This window comes from Peptoniphilus timonensis JC401, assembly GCF_000312025.1.
In the GTDB taxonomy this organism is placed as follows: Bacteria; Bacillota; Clostridia; order Tissierellales; family Peptoniphilaceae; genus Peptoniphilus_A; species Peptoniphilus_A timonensis.
Map to the genome: position 1 here is coordinate 232,065 of NZ_HE978594.1, position 16,594 is coordinate 248,658.

Sequence of the window (16,594 nt, forward strand, 5' to 3'; positions counted from 1 at the left end):
GAACAAATATAAGCACCTAAAGCAGAACCAGCAGCTCCAGTACCAACAAGTTCCACTAAATCTTTAAACGCATCATAACTTGCGCTAGAAGCCAAAATAGCCGCTGCGGTATCCCATGTTATAAAATCGACTTCTAGTGTATACGTTCCTGAAAGAATTTCTCCTAAAGTTAATGGAGAATGTCCGCTAGTAGTATCACGCACCCACGCAACACCTATGTCGCCAGAATAACTTACGCTACCAGTGGTTGAACGTGTTTTCACAGGATATGAAGGTTCAGTGTCTGCTGTTTTCTTAATTTCGTCCATGATAAGCTGAAATTTCAATCCAAAAGATAATCCGTCTAATCCTAAACGAATTTCATCTTCTGTGTAATTATCAGCAGGAACGGCAAACGCTTCTTCAAAAAGTGTTTCCGCTTGCTCTAAAGGAAGATTAGCTAATTCTTCCTCATTAAGCTGAACAAGTTCTTCGACATAATGTCCCTCAATAGTATAGGGGTCACGTTCCTCAGCAGCAAAGGCTGTGATTGTAGTTCCCATACACAAAACAATCGCCAACAATAAAGATAAACATTTCTTAAAACATTTCGTCATAAATACTCACTCCTTTTTGACATACAATACTGCAACAACAATTTCCACGCTTTTGATACCCATTGGAATCAGGAATTACTTCCTTTCTTACACTATTTATGGTACTAAAGAGCACTTGAAATCTTCCAGATGCTTTATAAATTAGTAGAATATGAGACTCAAATTAAAATCAAAGTGCGACAATCCAAAGTAAATCATTGTTCTAATACAATCCTATTTATTTTTTCTTTCAAATTATAAGAGGTTTTATATATCCCCTCTATATCTTTATTTTTTGATTTTACATTGTACCAGTATCTATTCTGCACTAATTGGATTATCTTCTACTATCTCAATCTCATATTCTTCATCATTCTTTATTTTAATTAGATATGCTCCATCAGAATAAGCGATATCCAACCCTAAATATTGATTATTTGAATCATATAAATTACAATCCTTATTTAGTTTATTCAATTCTTCTAAAACTTTCCTTTGTTGATCTGAAGATATATCTAGTTCTTTAAAACCCTCTTGTTTCTCATCATAAATATATACTTTCACAGACTCTCCATTATTTTCTTTATCAATAATTATATCATTTGAACTAGAACATGAGCTTAAATTAACCATAAGAATTATTATTAACAATAACCCTGCTGTTCTTTTTACAATAGACTTATTATAATCAGTTAGAAAGGTATTTGACATCCAAAACATAATTAATCAAATCCATCATAACTTCTATTGCCTCTAAATCCTATAGGGCAATACTCAGTTATCTTATTAATTCTAGTTTTTTTATTTATCAAGTTTATGAATAAAGATTGGTCAATCTCCGTTCTTATACCTTTGAGGATTCGTATAAATCACGATAATTACCTCCCTCTTATAATTTTGCTTAACCTCAATATATTTGACATTAAAATCAAATATTATCTATTTTCCAACTGTTGTTTCTAGCTATATTATATAATATAGCATCTAAACTAATCGCCATTACTATATCTCATAGGATTTAAGTCCATTATTTCACCTCCTATCTATCTTACATATGAGTTTATCTTTATCTTTCCTGATAATGTTGTATTTGTTTGATTAATAATTGTAACTATATATTTACTACCTCTATAGGCTTTTACTTTTAATGTTGAGTCTGAAGCAAATCTTTCATCATAGATGATTTTTCCATCTTCTTCAATAATTACCGAATAGCTAATTCCTCCTGAGCATGACATATCTTTTAATCTAACTGTAAAACCATCATGAACCGGACCAAACCAAGTGTCCATGTTGAATTTATAACTAGTATTATCGAATCTACCGAGGCTTATCTCCTCGTCTATATTTGCTGATCTAAGTCCTATACTTGATACTTCTCCTAACTCTAACTTTTGATACTCTTCGTCACTTATTATTTGAACCCTATCTCCAAATTCCGAGTTAATATTAGTGACTATTTCACCTTTATAAACCTCCTGTCAATAAGACTTATTTTCTTATGTATTTATCTTAAAGCATTTAGAACTTATTTACATGAGTAAATACTGCAAATTTACAAAAAAATAAAGGCAGTCCGAAGACTGCCGGTATTTACCTCTCTGCACCTTTGCTATGGTCTTTCTTGTTTGATTTAGTTTTATCGTCTGTCTTAAAGCTTTTTATTTGCCCTAATATTGACTTTTTATCCTTGTCTTGACTCTTTACTTGTTCTTTTGCTTTTAAGAGCTTAGAAGACAAAATACGAACATTCTTATGTTCCTTTCCGTTGTTGTCAATGCTTGTTTTTACTTGTCCAAATATTTTAACAAAATCTCCTTGCTTTAAGTTCTCTAAATCTTTTGTCTTATCTCCATAGGCTGAACAATTGGTATAAATTTTGTTTCCATCGTCATCTTTTGAAACAATTGAAAAATTACTTACTTTAAATTTTTCTCCATGTGAATTTTCTCTTTCAAGATTTTCTACTTTGCCAGCTATATTACCAACAAGATTTATAAGATCATCTTTTTCTTCAATATCACTGACATTTTCAACAATCTTACCTTGTTCTTTCATATCATCAATCATATAGTCAAAATCATCACTTAGTAGACCTGTTATGTCATTGTTCATATATAAAACATAGACTTCTTCAAGTGCCTTTTCATCATTAACACCTTTTTCTATACTCACAAGTGCTTTTATAAAGTCCTTGTAATTATCATTCATCATTTCTTCTAAATTTTCTCTAATATCTTTGTATTCCATAATTTCCTCCTTGTACTAAATAAGGAGAGCCTTTCGCCCTCCTCTATCGTTCTTGTCCTTTTTCACTTTTTTCTTTATTTTTATCTTTTTCCTCTTCTGATTTGAATTTGGATATTTGTCCTAATATTGATGGTTTCTCTTCCCTTGCGTGAAGATTATCCTCTACATCATAAGTTGATTCAAAGTAATCACTATCTTTAAAATCATTGTCATACCTATCTGGTATTCCATCATTGTCAAGATCTTTTGCTAGTGGATCATAGAAGTTTCCATCATCATCTATCTCTAGTCCTAGAGCTTGTTTTAAATTTTCTTCATCTACTGATACCAGATCATCAAAACTTGACATCTTTATGGCTTCGGTCATATCTTTAATAGCTTGTGAGTTAGATATATCTTCCTCTACAAAAGATTCTGTTCTAATAGCAACATTATCTACATACTGAGTCCATGTTTTTTCTTCCAAATTTACCTCATATTGAATCGAGTGCTTACCATCAGGTGTTTCTGTATAGGCAAGTCCTATATGGCTTAAATCGGGGTATAGTTTGTCAAAGTCTTCATAGCTATTGGATTCTGAAAACTCATAGTTAGAATAATCAACTATCGCCCTCTTTAAATCTTCTAATAGTGGTGATTGGTTTTCTAATTCTTCTACTTCTCCCATATCTAAAAGTTTATTAATCTCAGCTAATCTTAGTGTCTTATCCCTTAACTCATCTGCTTTTTCAAATGGTTTTGTCAATTCTACTTTTGCATTTTCTAAAGATTCTTTATAGTTTTCAAGGTTTTGATTTAACCTCTCAATTCTTGAAGGCATTTTTTCAATGGCATTATCAAGCCTTGTTATATTACCATCAGTAGAGTTTGAAAACTCTCCAAAGTATTCTGCTTTTCCTAAAAGTTTAAAGGTGTGAGTATTTGTCATAAAGTTATATGAAACTTGTAAGTCTAAATTCCTATATTTGCCAATGACCTTGCTATCATTTATCTTTACCTTTTTTATTTCTTCTAATAGCTTCTCTCCAGCTTCTTTTTTATCTAAAATTTTATTTGTCCCAAGACTGATTGAAGTGAATTTGTTATCTCCTTCTCCTAATTTCTCAACACTTGCAATATCTTCTTTAACTGCTTGTATTTCCATTTCAGTTTTTAAAATACTTTGAGGATAAATTTTATTTACCTTATCTTCAAGCTTATATTTATTAGACTTGTAGTTTGCTTCCAGCATTTTTAGTTTTGTAACTTCGTTATCTAAATCCATTTTTTCTTTAATCAGAGGATTGCCAGTAGCTAAAGCCTTAATTTCTGAATAAGATAGACTTGCTTCATCAACATCTTCAGCAACACGCACAGGTGTCTTACTTGTCATTATTTGGGATATGAATTTCTGCTTATTCTCTATTGTCTGCCATAAATAAGCATCAAAGGTATTCTCAGTTACATACCTAAAGATATTTACCTTATCATTTTCATTACCTTGACGAACAATTCTACCACTTCTTTGCTCTAGGTCAGACGGTCTCCAAGGGACGTCTAAATCGTGTAAGGCTATTAATTTGTTCTGTACATTTGTACCTGCACCCATTTTTTGAGTAGAACCTAATAATACTCTTACTTCTCCTCTTCTTACCTTAGAGAACAATTCATCTTTTTGTTTATCTGTATCTGCTTCGTGGATAAAGGCTATTTCTTCTTTTGGTATTCCCATATTCACTAGCTTATTTCTAATATCATCATAGATATTAAATTCTCCATCTCCTTTTGGTGTGGACATATCTGAAAATACTAATTGGGTCGATGAATTTTCTTTTGTCTTATCCCAGATCGAAAAGATATTTTTTACACATACATTTACCTTTGAATTAGGATCATCTGGAAGTAGTGGATTTATTAATCTTTGATCAAGGGCAAGTCTTTTACCATCATTTGTAATCTTTAGCATGTTATCTTCTGTTGGCTCTACTTGGTTATTTCTAACTGCGTCTGCTCTTTCTGAAATAGCTTCTAATATTTCTTTTTGTTCCTCAGTAGGTTTTGTTTTAATAACTTCAAAATTTGCTTCTGGTACTGGCAAATTTAACATATCTGAGGTCTTTATATCTGCTACTTCTTTAAACATAGACATCAATTCTGGCAAGTTATAGAACTTTGAAAATCTTGTCTTTTGCCTATATCCTGTGCCTTCTGGAGATAATTCAAAGGTGTTTTCTGTTTCTCCAAAAGTAGAAGCCCAGGCATCAAAATGTTCTAATCCTCTTGCCTTTAAATCGTCATATTGAAGGTATCTTTGCATGGTATAAAGCTCTGTCATTGAATTTGATATCGGTGTACCAGTAGCAAATACAACTCCCTTTCCATCTGTCATTTCATCCATATACCTACATTTCATATACATATCTGAAGACTTAAAGGCTTCACTTTGACCAATACCAGCAACATTTCTCATTTTGGTATGCAAGAATAAGTTTTTGTAATTATGAGCTTCGTCTATAAATAACTTATCTACTCCTAGTTCTTCAAAGGTTATTACATCATCTTTTTTAAAGTCATCGTTTAGCTTTTCCAGTCTTACCAAGAGTTTCTTCTTTGTCTTTTCTAGTTGTTTAACTGTGAAATTTTCTCCTCTATTTCTTTTGTTCTCATCAATAAAGGAAACTATATCATCTATTTGGTCTTGTATATGTCTTACCTGGTATTCCTTAGACATTGGTATTTTTTCAAATTGAGAGTGTCCTATAATGACTGCGTCATATTCTCCAGTTGCAATCCTACCAATAAATCTTTTTCTATTTTTAGGTTGAAAGTCTTTTTTATCGGCCACCATAATATTTGCTGACGGATATAATTGCATAAACTCTCTACCAATTTGAGTGGTTAGATGATTAGGAACTACAAATAATGATTTACTTGCAAGTCCTAACTTTTTAGATTCCATAGCAGAAGCTACCATTTCAAAAGTTTTTCCTGCTCCTACTACATGGGCAAGTAGTGTATTTCCACCATAAAGAGTCCTTGCTATGGCGTTTTTCTGATGTTCTCGAAGTCTGATTTCAGTATTCATTCCATCAAAAGTTAAGTTAGAGCCATCAAATTCTCTATTCCTAATTGAGTTAAACTTTTCATTATAAATCTTTTCTAACCTATATCTTCTATCAGGATCTTCAAATATCCAATTCTTAAATTCTTCTTTAATCAGTTCTTGCTTTTGACTTGCAAGCATAGTTTCTTTTTTGTTTAATACAGAAGTCTTAGAACCATCATCATTTATTACTTGGTCAAATACCTTTGTATCTTTTAGATTAAGAGCATTTTCAATTAGCTTATAGGCGTTTACTCTACTTGTACCATAAGTCATATTAGCAAGGTCATTAGTCGAGTCAACACTTTTACCTTCAATATTCCATTCACTTGTATGTGGTGAGAATCTAACATTTATATTCCACCTATCATAACCTGGTGTTTTTAAAAGATTAAAAGTAAAGTCTTCTATATCTTTTTGAGGTATCCAAGTTGCTCCTAACCTTACATTTATATCAGAAGCAGTGAGTTCTTCAGGCATAACTTCTTGTAATTTCTCTCTTTGGTATTTGAGTTTGCCTAACTCGTTTAATAATGTGTCTTTCTTTTCAGAAGGTGCTAAATCTATTACATTTTCAATTTCTCCGATATATGAATTTAAGTAGCCAATCTTTTCTCTAATATTTCCACTTAAATACTCGTCAGCCGATACATATGAAAAATGAAATGGATCGTCATTGTCAAAGTTCTCAAAGGGCATTCTGTTATTTATTAGGTCTGTATCCTTAATATCTAAAAATATCTCGCCCTCAAGCTCACCAATTAAGGTGTCCCTATCTTTACTTGTTATAGATTCCATATATTCAAAATCTACATATCCCTTTTGTGAAACTGATAAAACTAAGGCTTCAAGGGAAGTATCTACATGGTCTACTACCTTTGCCTTTGTGATTGTTCTTTTTGAGAATATATCACTCTTAGCTTTGAAATTATCCTCATCATCAAGTATTTCTATTGAGGAAACCAAAGGAAAGTTTGAATCTTCCTTTAAGGCTCTAGTATTTGATAAGGAATTAATAAAGCCATGTTTCTTTGAAAAGTTATCATAGACTTCATTTAACTTTGCTTGTGACTCTTTTATTTCTTCATCAGAAAAATCGTCCTTTTGCTTTTCTATTACATCTTTTAAAGCATTCATTACATCAAGATAATCTTTTATCTTTTCTTTGTTTTTATCTGATATATTCTGCTTGATTAAGACTGAGTTTTCTCTTAGATAGACATCTTCGTCAATAATGGTATAAGAAAAATTCTTAACATCGTCTGTTGCTGGAAGACTTAATTCTTCATCTTCCAATAGCTCGACCTCTTCATATTTTGAACTTGAAGATATTTCCTTACTTGCAAGATCCATTAAATCTTTTAACTTTTCATTTTCTTTTTCATCACAAGTAATAGTATTTCCAAATCTTCCAGATACTTCTTTCATATCCCCTAATACCATCTGAGGATTATCTACAAAGTATTTATTATAGGTCAAACCCTTTTTATCAGTTGCTAAATGAATCCAATCATCATCTCTTTCTATAACTGAATCCCTCTTTTTCAAGAAAATAATATCTGAAGTAACCTCTGTACCAGCAAGTCCTTTAAATGTTGTATTAGGAAGCCTCATAGCTCCTAAAAACTCACATCTTGCATTAATATATTTTCTAACAGATTCATCTTTTTTATCCATAGTTCCAGATGATGTTATGAAGGCAATAATTCCTCCATTCCTAACCTTATCTATTGACTTTGCAAAAAAATAATCGTGAATCAGAAAGTTATTTCTGTTATATTCACGATCGTTTACTTTAAAATCTCCAAAGGGAACATTTCCTATAACTAAATCGAAAAAGTTATTTGAGAAGTTTGTTTCTTCAAATCCTTTAATTTGAATATTAGCTTCAGGATAAAGTTCTCTTGCTATTCTTCCGCTTAGACTATCTTTTTCTACTCCATAGACTTTAGAGCTTTGCATTTCACTTGGCATATTACCAATAAAATTACCGACCCCTGCAGACGGTTCAAGGATATTTCCAGTCTTAAATCCCATATCTGTTATGGTCTTATATATTCCATCCATTACCTCTCTAGGTGTATAAAACGATGTTAAAGTAGACTCTTTAGCATTCAAATACTCTTCATTTGTTAGATTTTCCTTTAAAATATTCCTTGCTTCAAGCCATTGACCTCCCTTTTCTTCATCAAAGACATCAGCAAGACCTCCCCAACCTAAATAGTCAGCAAGATAGGCTTGTTCATACTCTCTTGGACTCCTATTTTCATTTTCAAGTCTTTTGAGCATTTTAATAGCTTTGATATTTTTATCTAACTTTTCTGATGGTGTTAGGTATTCCGAGTAGATATGATTTTTCAAGTCATAATTTCTAGCAAAACTTAGCCTTTCCTTATTAGGTTCATAGCCTAGATTCTTTAAATCTTCTTTTCCCCTCAATAAGTTTTCGGCTGCTTGTCTTGGGACATTATACCTATCCATCATTTGGTCAATTTCAGGATTGTGGTTATCAATAAAGCTTTCTTGCTCTACTTGGCTTTCAATTTGTTTTTCATGGTCAGATAGTTTGTATATCTCATAATTTCCACTATCTAAAAGGTCATCAATCTTTCTACTTTCTTCAAATGTTTCACCCTTATATAAAGGATATTGTTCTCCATTAACTTCTACTTTAGTTCCTGTTTCAATTAAGTTAATTCCATCAAAGATATTCTCATCTTCTAAAATAAATTCCTTACCAACTTTTACTGCTAGTTTTTCTGATGTTTGACTTAGATTTTCAAAGATTTCTTCAAGGTATGAATCGTTTCTATATGGAATTACTTCCGACCCCCTAATCATACCTCCCAGATATTCCGTATTATCTCTAATGGTTACAGTTTTAAGTCCTCCACTTAATTCATCAAAATCTGTAATGGTAAAGTCCTTATCTTTATATCTAACCTGATCACCTATCTTAAATTTAGGTTCTATCTTTTCCTTAGCTTCTTCTTGAAATGATTTTTCCTCACTTAATTCAACTTGCTCTTCTAAATATGAAAATTCACGCTCATTTACTTCTTCACCATCACCAAGGTCAATCCTATAATGCTCGACAACTTCGCCATCTACATAGTGGTCAAAATAGAATTTGAAATATCCGATATAATCATCAGTCATTTCCCCAAATTCATTTTCTCCAAGAGTTTGATTATGGTCTTTAACATCAATATCCTTTTGTCTTAGGACATTTATTAATTCTTTGGTTACTATCTGCCCACTATAATCGGGAACTAATTCGTGGTTTTCATTAAATTCTACAATCCAGTAATCTTTTCTATTTTCAATGTTTTTGCCATCAAAAAAAGAAGCTTCATCAGCTTCCTTTTCTTGACTTATTTCATTTTCTAAGCTTCCACGTATTCCTTGATTGCCATTCTCTTCACTGTTGCCATCAAGTTGTTCATCTGTCCTTGGTATTCCTCTGGATTCTCTTTCATCATCTTCTCTGTCAATCCTTGTGCTTTCATCATCTTGACTTTCTCTCTCTTGATGAAGTCCACTGCTTGATTCTGGATTTCCTTCAGATGGTTCAAAAGTGTTTTCTCTTCGTACATTTCCTGAAGTTTCTTCCAGTTCTCCATGTCCTCGCTCCCTACCAGGTAAGACAGTCTTAGAACTGCGTATGTCGGATTCGGATATCTCTCCATAAATTCCAGATCCTTCTCCATCATGTCCAAGGTTTTCTCTTCGATCTTCATCGCTATTTCTTCTGTCGCTTCCATCTGTGAAAACTCGTCCATCTCTACTTCTTGACCTATCATCTCGTCTATATAAATCATTTTGACCTCCTCTATCTTCATTTATATTTTCTATATCTCTATTATAGTCGGCAGTAGCCCTTTCTGTCAGCAGCCTAGCACGATCCATTTCCTTAGATTTTTCTATTGTGCTATCTATAATATCTTCACTAACCCTTGATATTACAAGACCTATCTGCTCTAAAGAAATTGTATTTATCCTAGAAAAATTATTTTTTAAATTTTCCATATCCATAGGGTAGACTGTATTAAACCTATTAGCTACTGCATAGGATATTGAGTCTCTCATAAACTTTTCAAAACTTAATCTATCCTCTATATCTATCCTCAAATCAGCTAGAGCCAAATTAATATATTCATCTCCATAAATTCGACTTAAAGAAAATATATTTTCATTAAGTAAATCACTAGCTTCAAATGAAAAATCTCTTATTATTTCTTTTAAAGCCTCATTATGGTTTTCGTGATCAAACTGCCATAAGCTAACCTCATTGATATTCCTATCCATTGAGGTGGTCTGACTAATATCAAAAATGTATGAAACTTTTTTGTTTACATCGCTTCCAACCAAAATTGGAATACCTTTTTGACCTCTCATAACAACTCGACCAAAATATTTCTTCCACATATCAAAAGTCGCACATGCTCTAGCTTCAGGTTCTTTGTTGTATATACTTAGTTGGCTAGAAAAATCATATTTCTGATTATTGCCTATAACTTTTAAGAGTTTTAAATATTCTTTTTCATCTTGCAAAACTTCATACTTTATTGCTTCTTGTATATTCTTAAAATCATTTACTTGCATTTATTCCTCCTTCTCTTTTTAACAATAAAAAAGACGATAGAATGTCATTTTCCATCGTCTATAAAACTTTGACCTATAATATCCGAATTATTAATTATTAAATAACTAGTTAAAAAGTCATGATATTTACTTGTTTTATCTTCATATATTGTTGATGTAAATGCTTTATATAAAAAGCCACCTATCCCCAAAATAGTTATACATAATAGAAACGTCCAAATTAGTCCTATTTTATAATAACTATACTTTAGAGCATCTACTATATTCAAATCTGTTATAGAGAAAATAAATATCATAATTGCTCCTATTGTTTTGATAATTGATGGAAAATTAGTTCCAACAAATCCTCCATTATTTTTTTCTTTTGCTATTATATGCCTGTATTTTTGTAATTCTAAATAAACCTGTTTAACGCTAAGTTTTGTTTTCATTATTTCCTTATCTATGTCATTAATAAGCTTCTCCAATGAATCTTCTTGATGCATTAAACTTCTTTCTTTTCTTAAGCATAAATGATCATACCTTTGGACAAAATTTGTATTGCTTATTTCTTTTCCTAATTGCGTTGGTTGATTATACTCGCTTCCAAATAATTTTTTTAGTTTTTCAGGAACTAAATTTGTTTTATCCAATTATTTCACCTCAGCTATTTTTATACCCATTTAAATATAATATATCTCTCTAATAATAGCCATTAAAACATCAACCACAATAGAATTACCGGCCTGCTTATATAGTTTGCTTGAAGTGCAATTTTTTCTTCTTGGATGTACTCCTTCTAGTTTATCTATATCACTATCATCAAAACTCATGAGTCTTAAACATTCTCTTTCTGTTAAATACCTATACTGACCATTTCCAATATCTATTATTCCAGAATTAGGAACTCTCATCTGTTTTGTAGAAATAGTATAAGAAAAATCTTTAATCACTTTGAGTCGCCCTCTAAAACTGTTATCTATGCCTTTTTTTAAAAATTTCAGCATATAAGGTTGATTCATGGTATAAAGTTCATTTACATCCTTTTCTAAAAATTCACTTAGTGGTCTTGTTTCTTTCCTCTCCAATTTTTCAAAAGAAAAGTTATTCGCTCCAAGACATGAAACAACAAATATTCTCTCCCTTTTTTGAGGTATCCCAAAGTCCATTGCATTTAAGATTTCATATTTGCTTTCATATCCAAGGTTTTCTAGCTCTTTTAGATAAATAAAAAAGGAGTCCCTCATATTTCTATCAAGGACTCCCTTTACATTCTCCCAAATTATCCATTTAGGTTTTTCTTTCATTTCTTTAATTATTCTAATTGTTTCAAATAGTAAGCTTGACCTAGTTCCTGAGTTTTTTACTCCTCCCTGCTTTTTTCCAATTCTTGAAAAGTCTTGGCATGGACTTCCATGCATAACTAAATCTATCTTCTCATCAGGAGCTTTATATCCTACTACTGATTTTGCTTTATAATCTTCTCCATAAAGTGCGTTGTATGATTTAACACAAGCCTTATCTATTTCTACATAATCAACTACTTCATAAGGTATCTTTAAATTAATAAAAGCCTTTCTAATAGCACCTATGCCACCGAAAAGCTCTAATATTTTTACCTTATTCATTTAGATTATTCTTGTACCTATCTACAAGCTCCCTTATACTATCTTCTATTTCTCTTAAAAAGTCTTCTTTATCTACTTCGCCAGAGCTAATCTTTGCAAGTTTCATTTCCCATTCAGATGTTGTTTCTGCCGACTTAAACTTATCCTCTACAATCGATACAAGCCTATTGCCTTTTTCTGTTACAAGCAAATTTTTCTTATCTCTTCTTATGAGATCCTTGTGGATAAGATTTTCGATAATTCCTGCTCTTGTAGCTGGTGTTCCTAAGCCTTTTCTTTCTACTTCTATGTCTTTATCCAAAGACTCTACTCCTGCATTCTCCATAGCCTTTAAAAGTGTATCTTCATTATAATGACTTGGGGCTTTTGTAAATTTCTCCGATATATTTTTGGAAATAAGCTTAATTTTATCTCCAGTCTTTATATCTGGTAATTCATTTTCTTGTCTTTCCTTTCCATGAGTCTTTAGATACTTGGTATAACCCTCATCGATTACAGTCTTACCACTTGCATTAAAGTTAAATTTATCATATTCATATCTGATCTTTCTACTAGATTCCTTTACGTTATTAGAACATGAAGCAAGTAATTTATTCTTAATTAGATTATAGATTTTGCTTTCTTTATCAGATAAATCTTTGCCTTTTCTAGCACCTGATATAGTAGGAATAATCGCATAGTGGTCTGTAACTTTAGATGAATTAAAAATAGACTTAAAGTTTGATTCATTGATTTTAAAATCTTCTTCAAGTCCTTCTAATAATTCTTTTATAGTATTAACCATATCATCAGTTAAATACCTGCTATCTGTTCTTGGATATGTGATTAGCTTTTTTTCATACAAACCTTGTGCAAGATTTAAGGTGTCATTTGCTGAATATCCAAAATATTTATTTGCTTCTCTTTGTAAGGTAGTGAGATCATAAGGCTTATCTGGTTTTGTGCTTATTTCTTTATCTTCTACCTCTGTAATAACTATTTCATCTTCTAGTAGATTTAATAGTTGTTCTGCAATTTCAATTTTATCAATCCTATCTGATACAAGTTTCAATCCTTCATAAGATAGGTCAACTGTATAATATTTTTGCTTCTTAAATAGGTTTATTTCACTATCCCTTTTAGCTATTAAATATAGGGTTGGTGTTTGTACTCTACCAACTGAATATGTTTCTTTGTAAATGCAAGAATAAAGCCTGCTTAAATTCATTCCAACTAACCAATCAGAGGTAGCTCTTGCACTTGCAGATCTATATAAGTCTTCAAAGTTTTCTCCATCTTTAAGATTTCTAAATCCATCTTCAATAGCTTTGTTTTCCATTGAAGATATCCAAAGTCTTTGAATCTTCTTCTTACATTTAGCTTGATTATATACAAGCCTAAAAATAAGTTCTCCCTCTCTTCCAGCATCACAAGCATTTATAACTGTGTCGATGTTCTTATCGTTTAAAAGTTTCTTTAAAACTCCATATTGTTTCTTAGTGCTTTTAGATACTTCATAAATATATTCTTCTGGAATTATAGGAAGATTTTCTATTGTCCATTTTCTCCATTTTTCGTCTATATTATCTGGACTTGCCATTTGAATTAAATGACCTACACACCAAGAAACAATGTATCCATCTCCCTCATAATATCCGTTTTTTCTTGTTCTTGCTCCAATTACTTTTGCAATTGTAACTGCTACACTTGGCTTTTCTGCTATTACTAACTTCATTAATACCTCCATAAATAAAAAAAGAGCGAAAGATTTCTCTCTCGCTCAAGCTTTTAAAAATTATTATAATAGTTCATCTTCATCGTCTTCATCTAAAGATTCTTCGTGAGTTTCTTAATTGTCAGATTCATCTTCTGACTCAATAATATAATCCTCATCATCTTCTTCAAAGTCTTCCAACATTTTATCTTCTTTTGCTTTGACTACCTTAAAATAATATCCTGCTCCTACAACTCCTCCAATTACAAGTGCAACAATTAGAAATGAACCTATTCCACTTTTCTTTTCTTCTTTTACTGGAACAACCGTAGGCTCTTCTTTTTTCACTTCTTCTTTCTTAGGTTCTTCAACCTTTATAGTATTTTTATCTTCTGATTCAATCATATTAAGTAGGTCTTGCTCCCCTACTTCTGTCAATAACCTTACATTGTCTTGATTTGATGAGTGATCCACTATTAGGTGCATAGTTTTTCCACTTTTAGTTTGAAATGTTAAAAATTGTCTTACATCTACTGGATTTTCTTTATCTTTTTCTGTATCTCCACTTGGTGTAATATCTTTTCCATTACTATCTACATTTTCAATTACTGAACCTCTTGCCTTATTTTCCCCAGTCGCAAGATTATTTACTGCCTTTGTATTACCACCTTTTACAAGTGGTGTTTTCTTAGGAGGATTAGTTGAAGGCTTATTTGCTTCACTTGTATTTCCTGGTATTCTTGGAACATCTTGGTAAGGAATCTCTTCTTTTGATGGTTTAAAAACATCATCTTTCAACATTTTTTCAAATTCTTCTTTTTGTGGTTCATAGATTGATTCGTTTTGACTTTCTATTTGTCCTTCATTTGTCATCGCAAATGTAGTTGCTGGTACTGTAAATGTAAAAAGGAGTAACGCTATGGCTACTCCTCGTTTAATGCTCTTATCCATTTTTCTATCCTTTCTTATTTTACATTTTTAAATACATAGACTGCTTTTCTAGCATTGTCCCATTCTATTGTTTGGTTTTTACCATCTTTAATATCTCCATGACTTGCTCCAAAAGCTTTAGCAATATTTGAAATTGAAGCATGAATTCTTCCATTTATAATCACTGGCTTAACATCTGAATTGTAGACTTTTCCATCTGAATCTTTCATAACACCAGTATCAATATTTAGTCTTAATGTCTTTTTAGCTAAGATATTATTCTCTTTATTTGAGAAAATAGCTTCACGAGTAGAGTTGTCATATTCAACATTAAAACCTAGAGTATAAGCAATATATCTTACTGGAATCATAGTTCTTCCTTGGTCTACATAAGTTTTTACATCCATATAGACTGTTGTCTTACCATCTTTGTTGATAATGTTATAAAAGTTTTTGTCTACTTGGAAAACTGCAAATTCTTTTTCATCTTTAACTTGCTTTTTGTCTTGTTGTTCCTCTTGCTTTTTCATCTTGTTAAGATCAAATTGATTTAGGATGTTCTTATCATCAGCTTTTAAAAGTTCGTCCCACTTCTTATCTTGAGATTTATTATCTTCTTTATTCTCTTTGTTTTCTTTTTGGAGTTTTAGAAGTTCATCTAATTTCTTAGAGAAGTCTTGGTTTATATTTTTTTCTTTTTCATCTTTAGCCTGCTTTTCAAGTTCTTCTTTAGCTTTTTTATTTGCTTCCTCGATTAACTTCTTTGCTTCTTCAATTCTCTTATCTAATTCTTCTTTTAGCTTTTTAATTTCTTCTTCAGAAGCTTTTTGTTTTTCTTCTAACCCTTTAATCTTCTCTTCTAATTCTTTTTTCGTATTTTCAGAAGATTCTTTTAAGCTATCAATAGCCTTTTGAAGCTCTTCAATTTTCTTAAAGCATTCTGACTTAGTCTTTTCTGTTTCTTTCTTTTTATTCTCTAATTCTTTTATCTTATTATCTTTTTCATCAAGAGCTTTTTCTAAGTCCTTAATTTTATTATCTTTATCCTCAATTTCTTTAGTCTTCTTTGCAAGTTCCTCTTCTAAAGACTCGAGCTTTTCTTGCATTTCTTTGATTTTATTTTCGTTTTTGTCGGTCTTTTCTTTCTCAGCTTCTAACTCCCAATTTGTAGATGAATAATCTTCTTTTAATTTTGCATTTTCATCTTGTAATCTTTTTAATTCATCTTTAAGCTGAGTAATTTCTGCTATTAGTTCATCATTATTGGAGTTTTTAAGATCCTCAATTTCTTTATTCAATTGAGCAATCTTATTATCTTTATCTCTAATTTCTTCTTCTAACTTAGATTTTTCTTGTTTTAAGTTCTCTCCATTATCTTTGCAAGATTCTAGCTTTTCCTTTAATTCATCTATCTTTGATTGGTCTTCTTGTTTCTTATCATTTAAGTCTTTGATCTGATTTTCTAAATCACTAATTTTACTTATTGAACTTTCTATAACTTTTTTACTACCATCTGTATCATCAGCTTTAGCTAGTACATTAGTAGTTGAGGTTGATGTTAAAACTAATAAAAGAGCCATAAAAAAGGCTCTTAGTCTGTTCGTATTAAATTTCTTCATTATGAATGTTCTCCTTTTCTTTTAATTTTTCTTCTCTTTTTCTATCATTGATTTTCTCCATTAATTCTTCCAAGCTAATATTGTTCCTCCTAAGAGTTACAATTATTTCTTCATTTTCAACTTGTATTTCTTCATCGCAAATTTCCTTGTATTTTGCATTTAAATCTTTCAATTTCTCTTCTATTTTTTTCTTTTTGTTTCTAATACTTATAAGTTTTCTATTCACATAATAT

At 31.1% G+C, this 16,594-nt stretch carries 10 protein-coding genes and 1 pseudogene; all 11 read right to left on the reverse strand.

Features of this window, described 5'->3' with window-relative positions; genetic code table 11:
* On the reverse strand, positions 1 to 596 hold a 596-nt coding region (locus tag HGPT_RS09170), incomplete at its 3' end, for a hypothetical protein (RefSeq protein ID WP_040542571.1).
* Positions 597 to 893: 297 nt separating this feature from the next.
* On the reverse strand, positions 894 to 1,226 hold the full coding sequence (locus HGPT_RS04870; RefSeq protein WP_155799232.1) for a hypothetical protein: 333 nt from the start codon (positions 1,224 to 1,226) through the stop codon (positions 894 to 896).
* Between the two features lie 392 nt (positions 1,227 to 1,618).
* Positions 1,619 to 1,867, reverse strand: a complete 249-nt coding sequence (locus HGPT_RS09965; RefSeq protein WP_019138730.1) for a hypothetical protein — start codon at positions 1,865 to 1,867, stop codon at positions 1,619 to 1,621.
* A 301-nt stretch (positions 1,868 to 2,168) separates the two neighbouring features.
* Positions 2,169 to 2,825: a hypothetical protein gene (locus tag HGPT_RS04880; RefSeq protein ID WP_019138731.1), complete on the reverse strand. Its 657-nt coding sequence runs from the start codon at positions 2,823 to 2,825 to the stop codon at positions 2,169 to 2,171.
* A gap of 43 nt (positions 2,826 to 2,868) precedes the next feature.
* Positions 2,869 to 8,874 (reverse strand): annotated as a pseudogene (locus HGPT_RS04885) (helicase-related protein); the annotation flags it as partial.
* Between the two features lie 1,682 nt (positions 8,875 to 10,556).
* Positions 10,557 to 11,144, reverse strand: a complete 588-nt coding sequence (locus HGPT_RS04890) for a G protein-coupled receptor family protein (RefSeq protein ID WP_019138733.1) — start codon at positions 11,142 to 11,144, stop codon at positions 10,557 to 10,559.
* Between the two features lie 30 nt (positions 11,145 to 11,174).
* Positions 11,175 to 12,119, reverse strand: coding sequence for a DNA cytosine methyltransferase (locus tag HGPT_RS04895; RefSeq protein ID WP_019138734.1), 945 nt, complete (start codon positions 12,117 to 12,119; stop codon positions 11,175 to 11,177).
* Positions 12,112 to 13,833 carry a DNA topoisomerase 3 gene (locus HGPT_RS04900; protein WP_019138735.1) on the reverse strand — a complete coding sequence of 574 codons (1,722 nt, stop codon included), beginning with the start codon at positions 13,831 to 13,833 and terminating at the stop codon, positions 12,112 to 12,114. Before HGPT_RS04900 ends, HGPT_RS04895 begins: the two co-directional genes overlap by 8 nt.
* 114 nt (positions 13,834 to 13,947) lie before the next feature.
* A complete protein-coding gene (locus tag HGPT_RS04905; protein WP_019138736.1) occupies positions 13,948 to 14,763 on the reverse strand; it encodes a CD1107 family mobile element protein in 816 nt (271 codons plus the stop codon).
* A gap of 14 nt (positions 14,764 to 14,777) precedes the next feature.
* Positions 14,778 to 16,361: a stalk domain-containing protein gene (locus HGPT_RS04910; RefSeq protein ID WP_019138737.1), complete on the reverse strand. Its 1,584-nt coding sequence runs from the start codon at positions 16,359 to 16,361 to the stop codon at positions 14,778 to 14,780.
* Positions 16,348 to 16,587, reverse strand: coding sequence for a hypothetical protein (locus tag HGPT_RS04915; protein ID WP_001080402.1), 240 nt, complete (start codon positions 16,585 to 16,587; stop codon positions 16,348 to 16,350). Before HGPT_RS04915 ends, HGPT_RS04910 begins: the two co-directional genes overlap by 14 nt.
* Between the last annotated feature and the right edge of the window lie 7 nt (positions 16,588 to 16,594).

Bases quoted from the DNA above. Each gene is read 5' to 3' on its own strand.
- HGPT_RS09965 (WP_019138730.1), bottom strand. From the start codon at position 1,867: ATGGACACTTGGTTTGGTCCGGTTCATGATGGTTTTACAGTTAGATTA.
- HGPT_RS04880 (WP_019138731.1), bottom strand. From the start codon at position 2,825: ATGGAATACAAAGATATTAGAGAAAATTTAGAAGAAATGATGAATGAT.
- HGPT_RS04895 (WP_019138734.1), bottom strand. From the start codon at position 12,119: ATGAATAAGGTAAAAATATTAGAGCTTTTCGGTGGCATAGGTGCTATT.
- HGPT_RS04900 (WP_019138735.1), bottom strand. From the start codon at position 13,833: ATGAAGTTAGTAATAGCAGAAAAGCCAAGTGTAGCAGTTACAATTGCA.
- HGPT_RS04905 (WP_019138736.1), bottom strand. From the start codon at position 14,763: ATGGATAAGAGCATTAAACGAGGAGTAGCCATAGCGTTACTCCTTTTT.
- HGPT_RS04910 (WP_019138737.1), bottom strand. From the start codon at position 16,361: ATGAAGAAATTTAATACGAACAGACTAAGAGCCTTTTTTATGGCTCTT.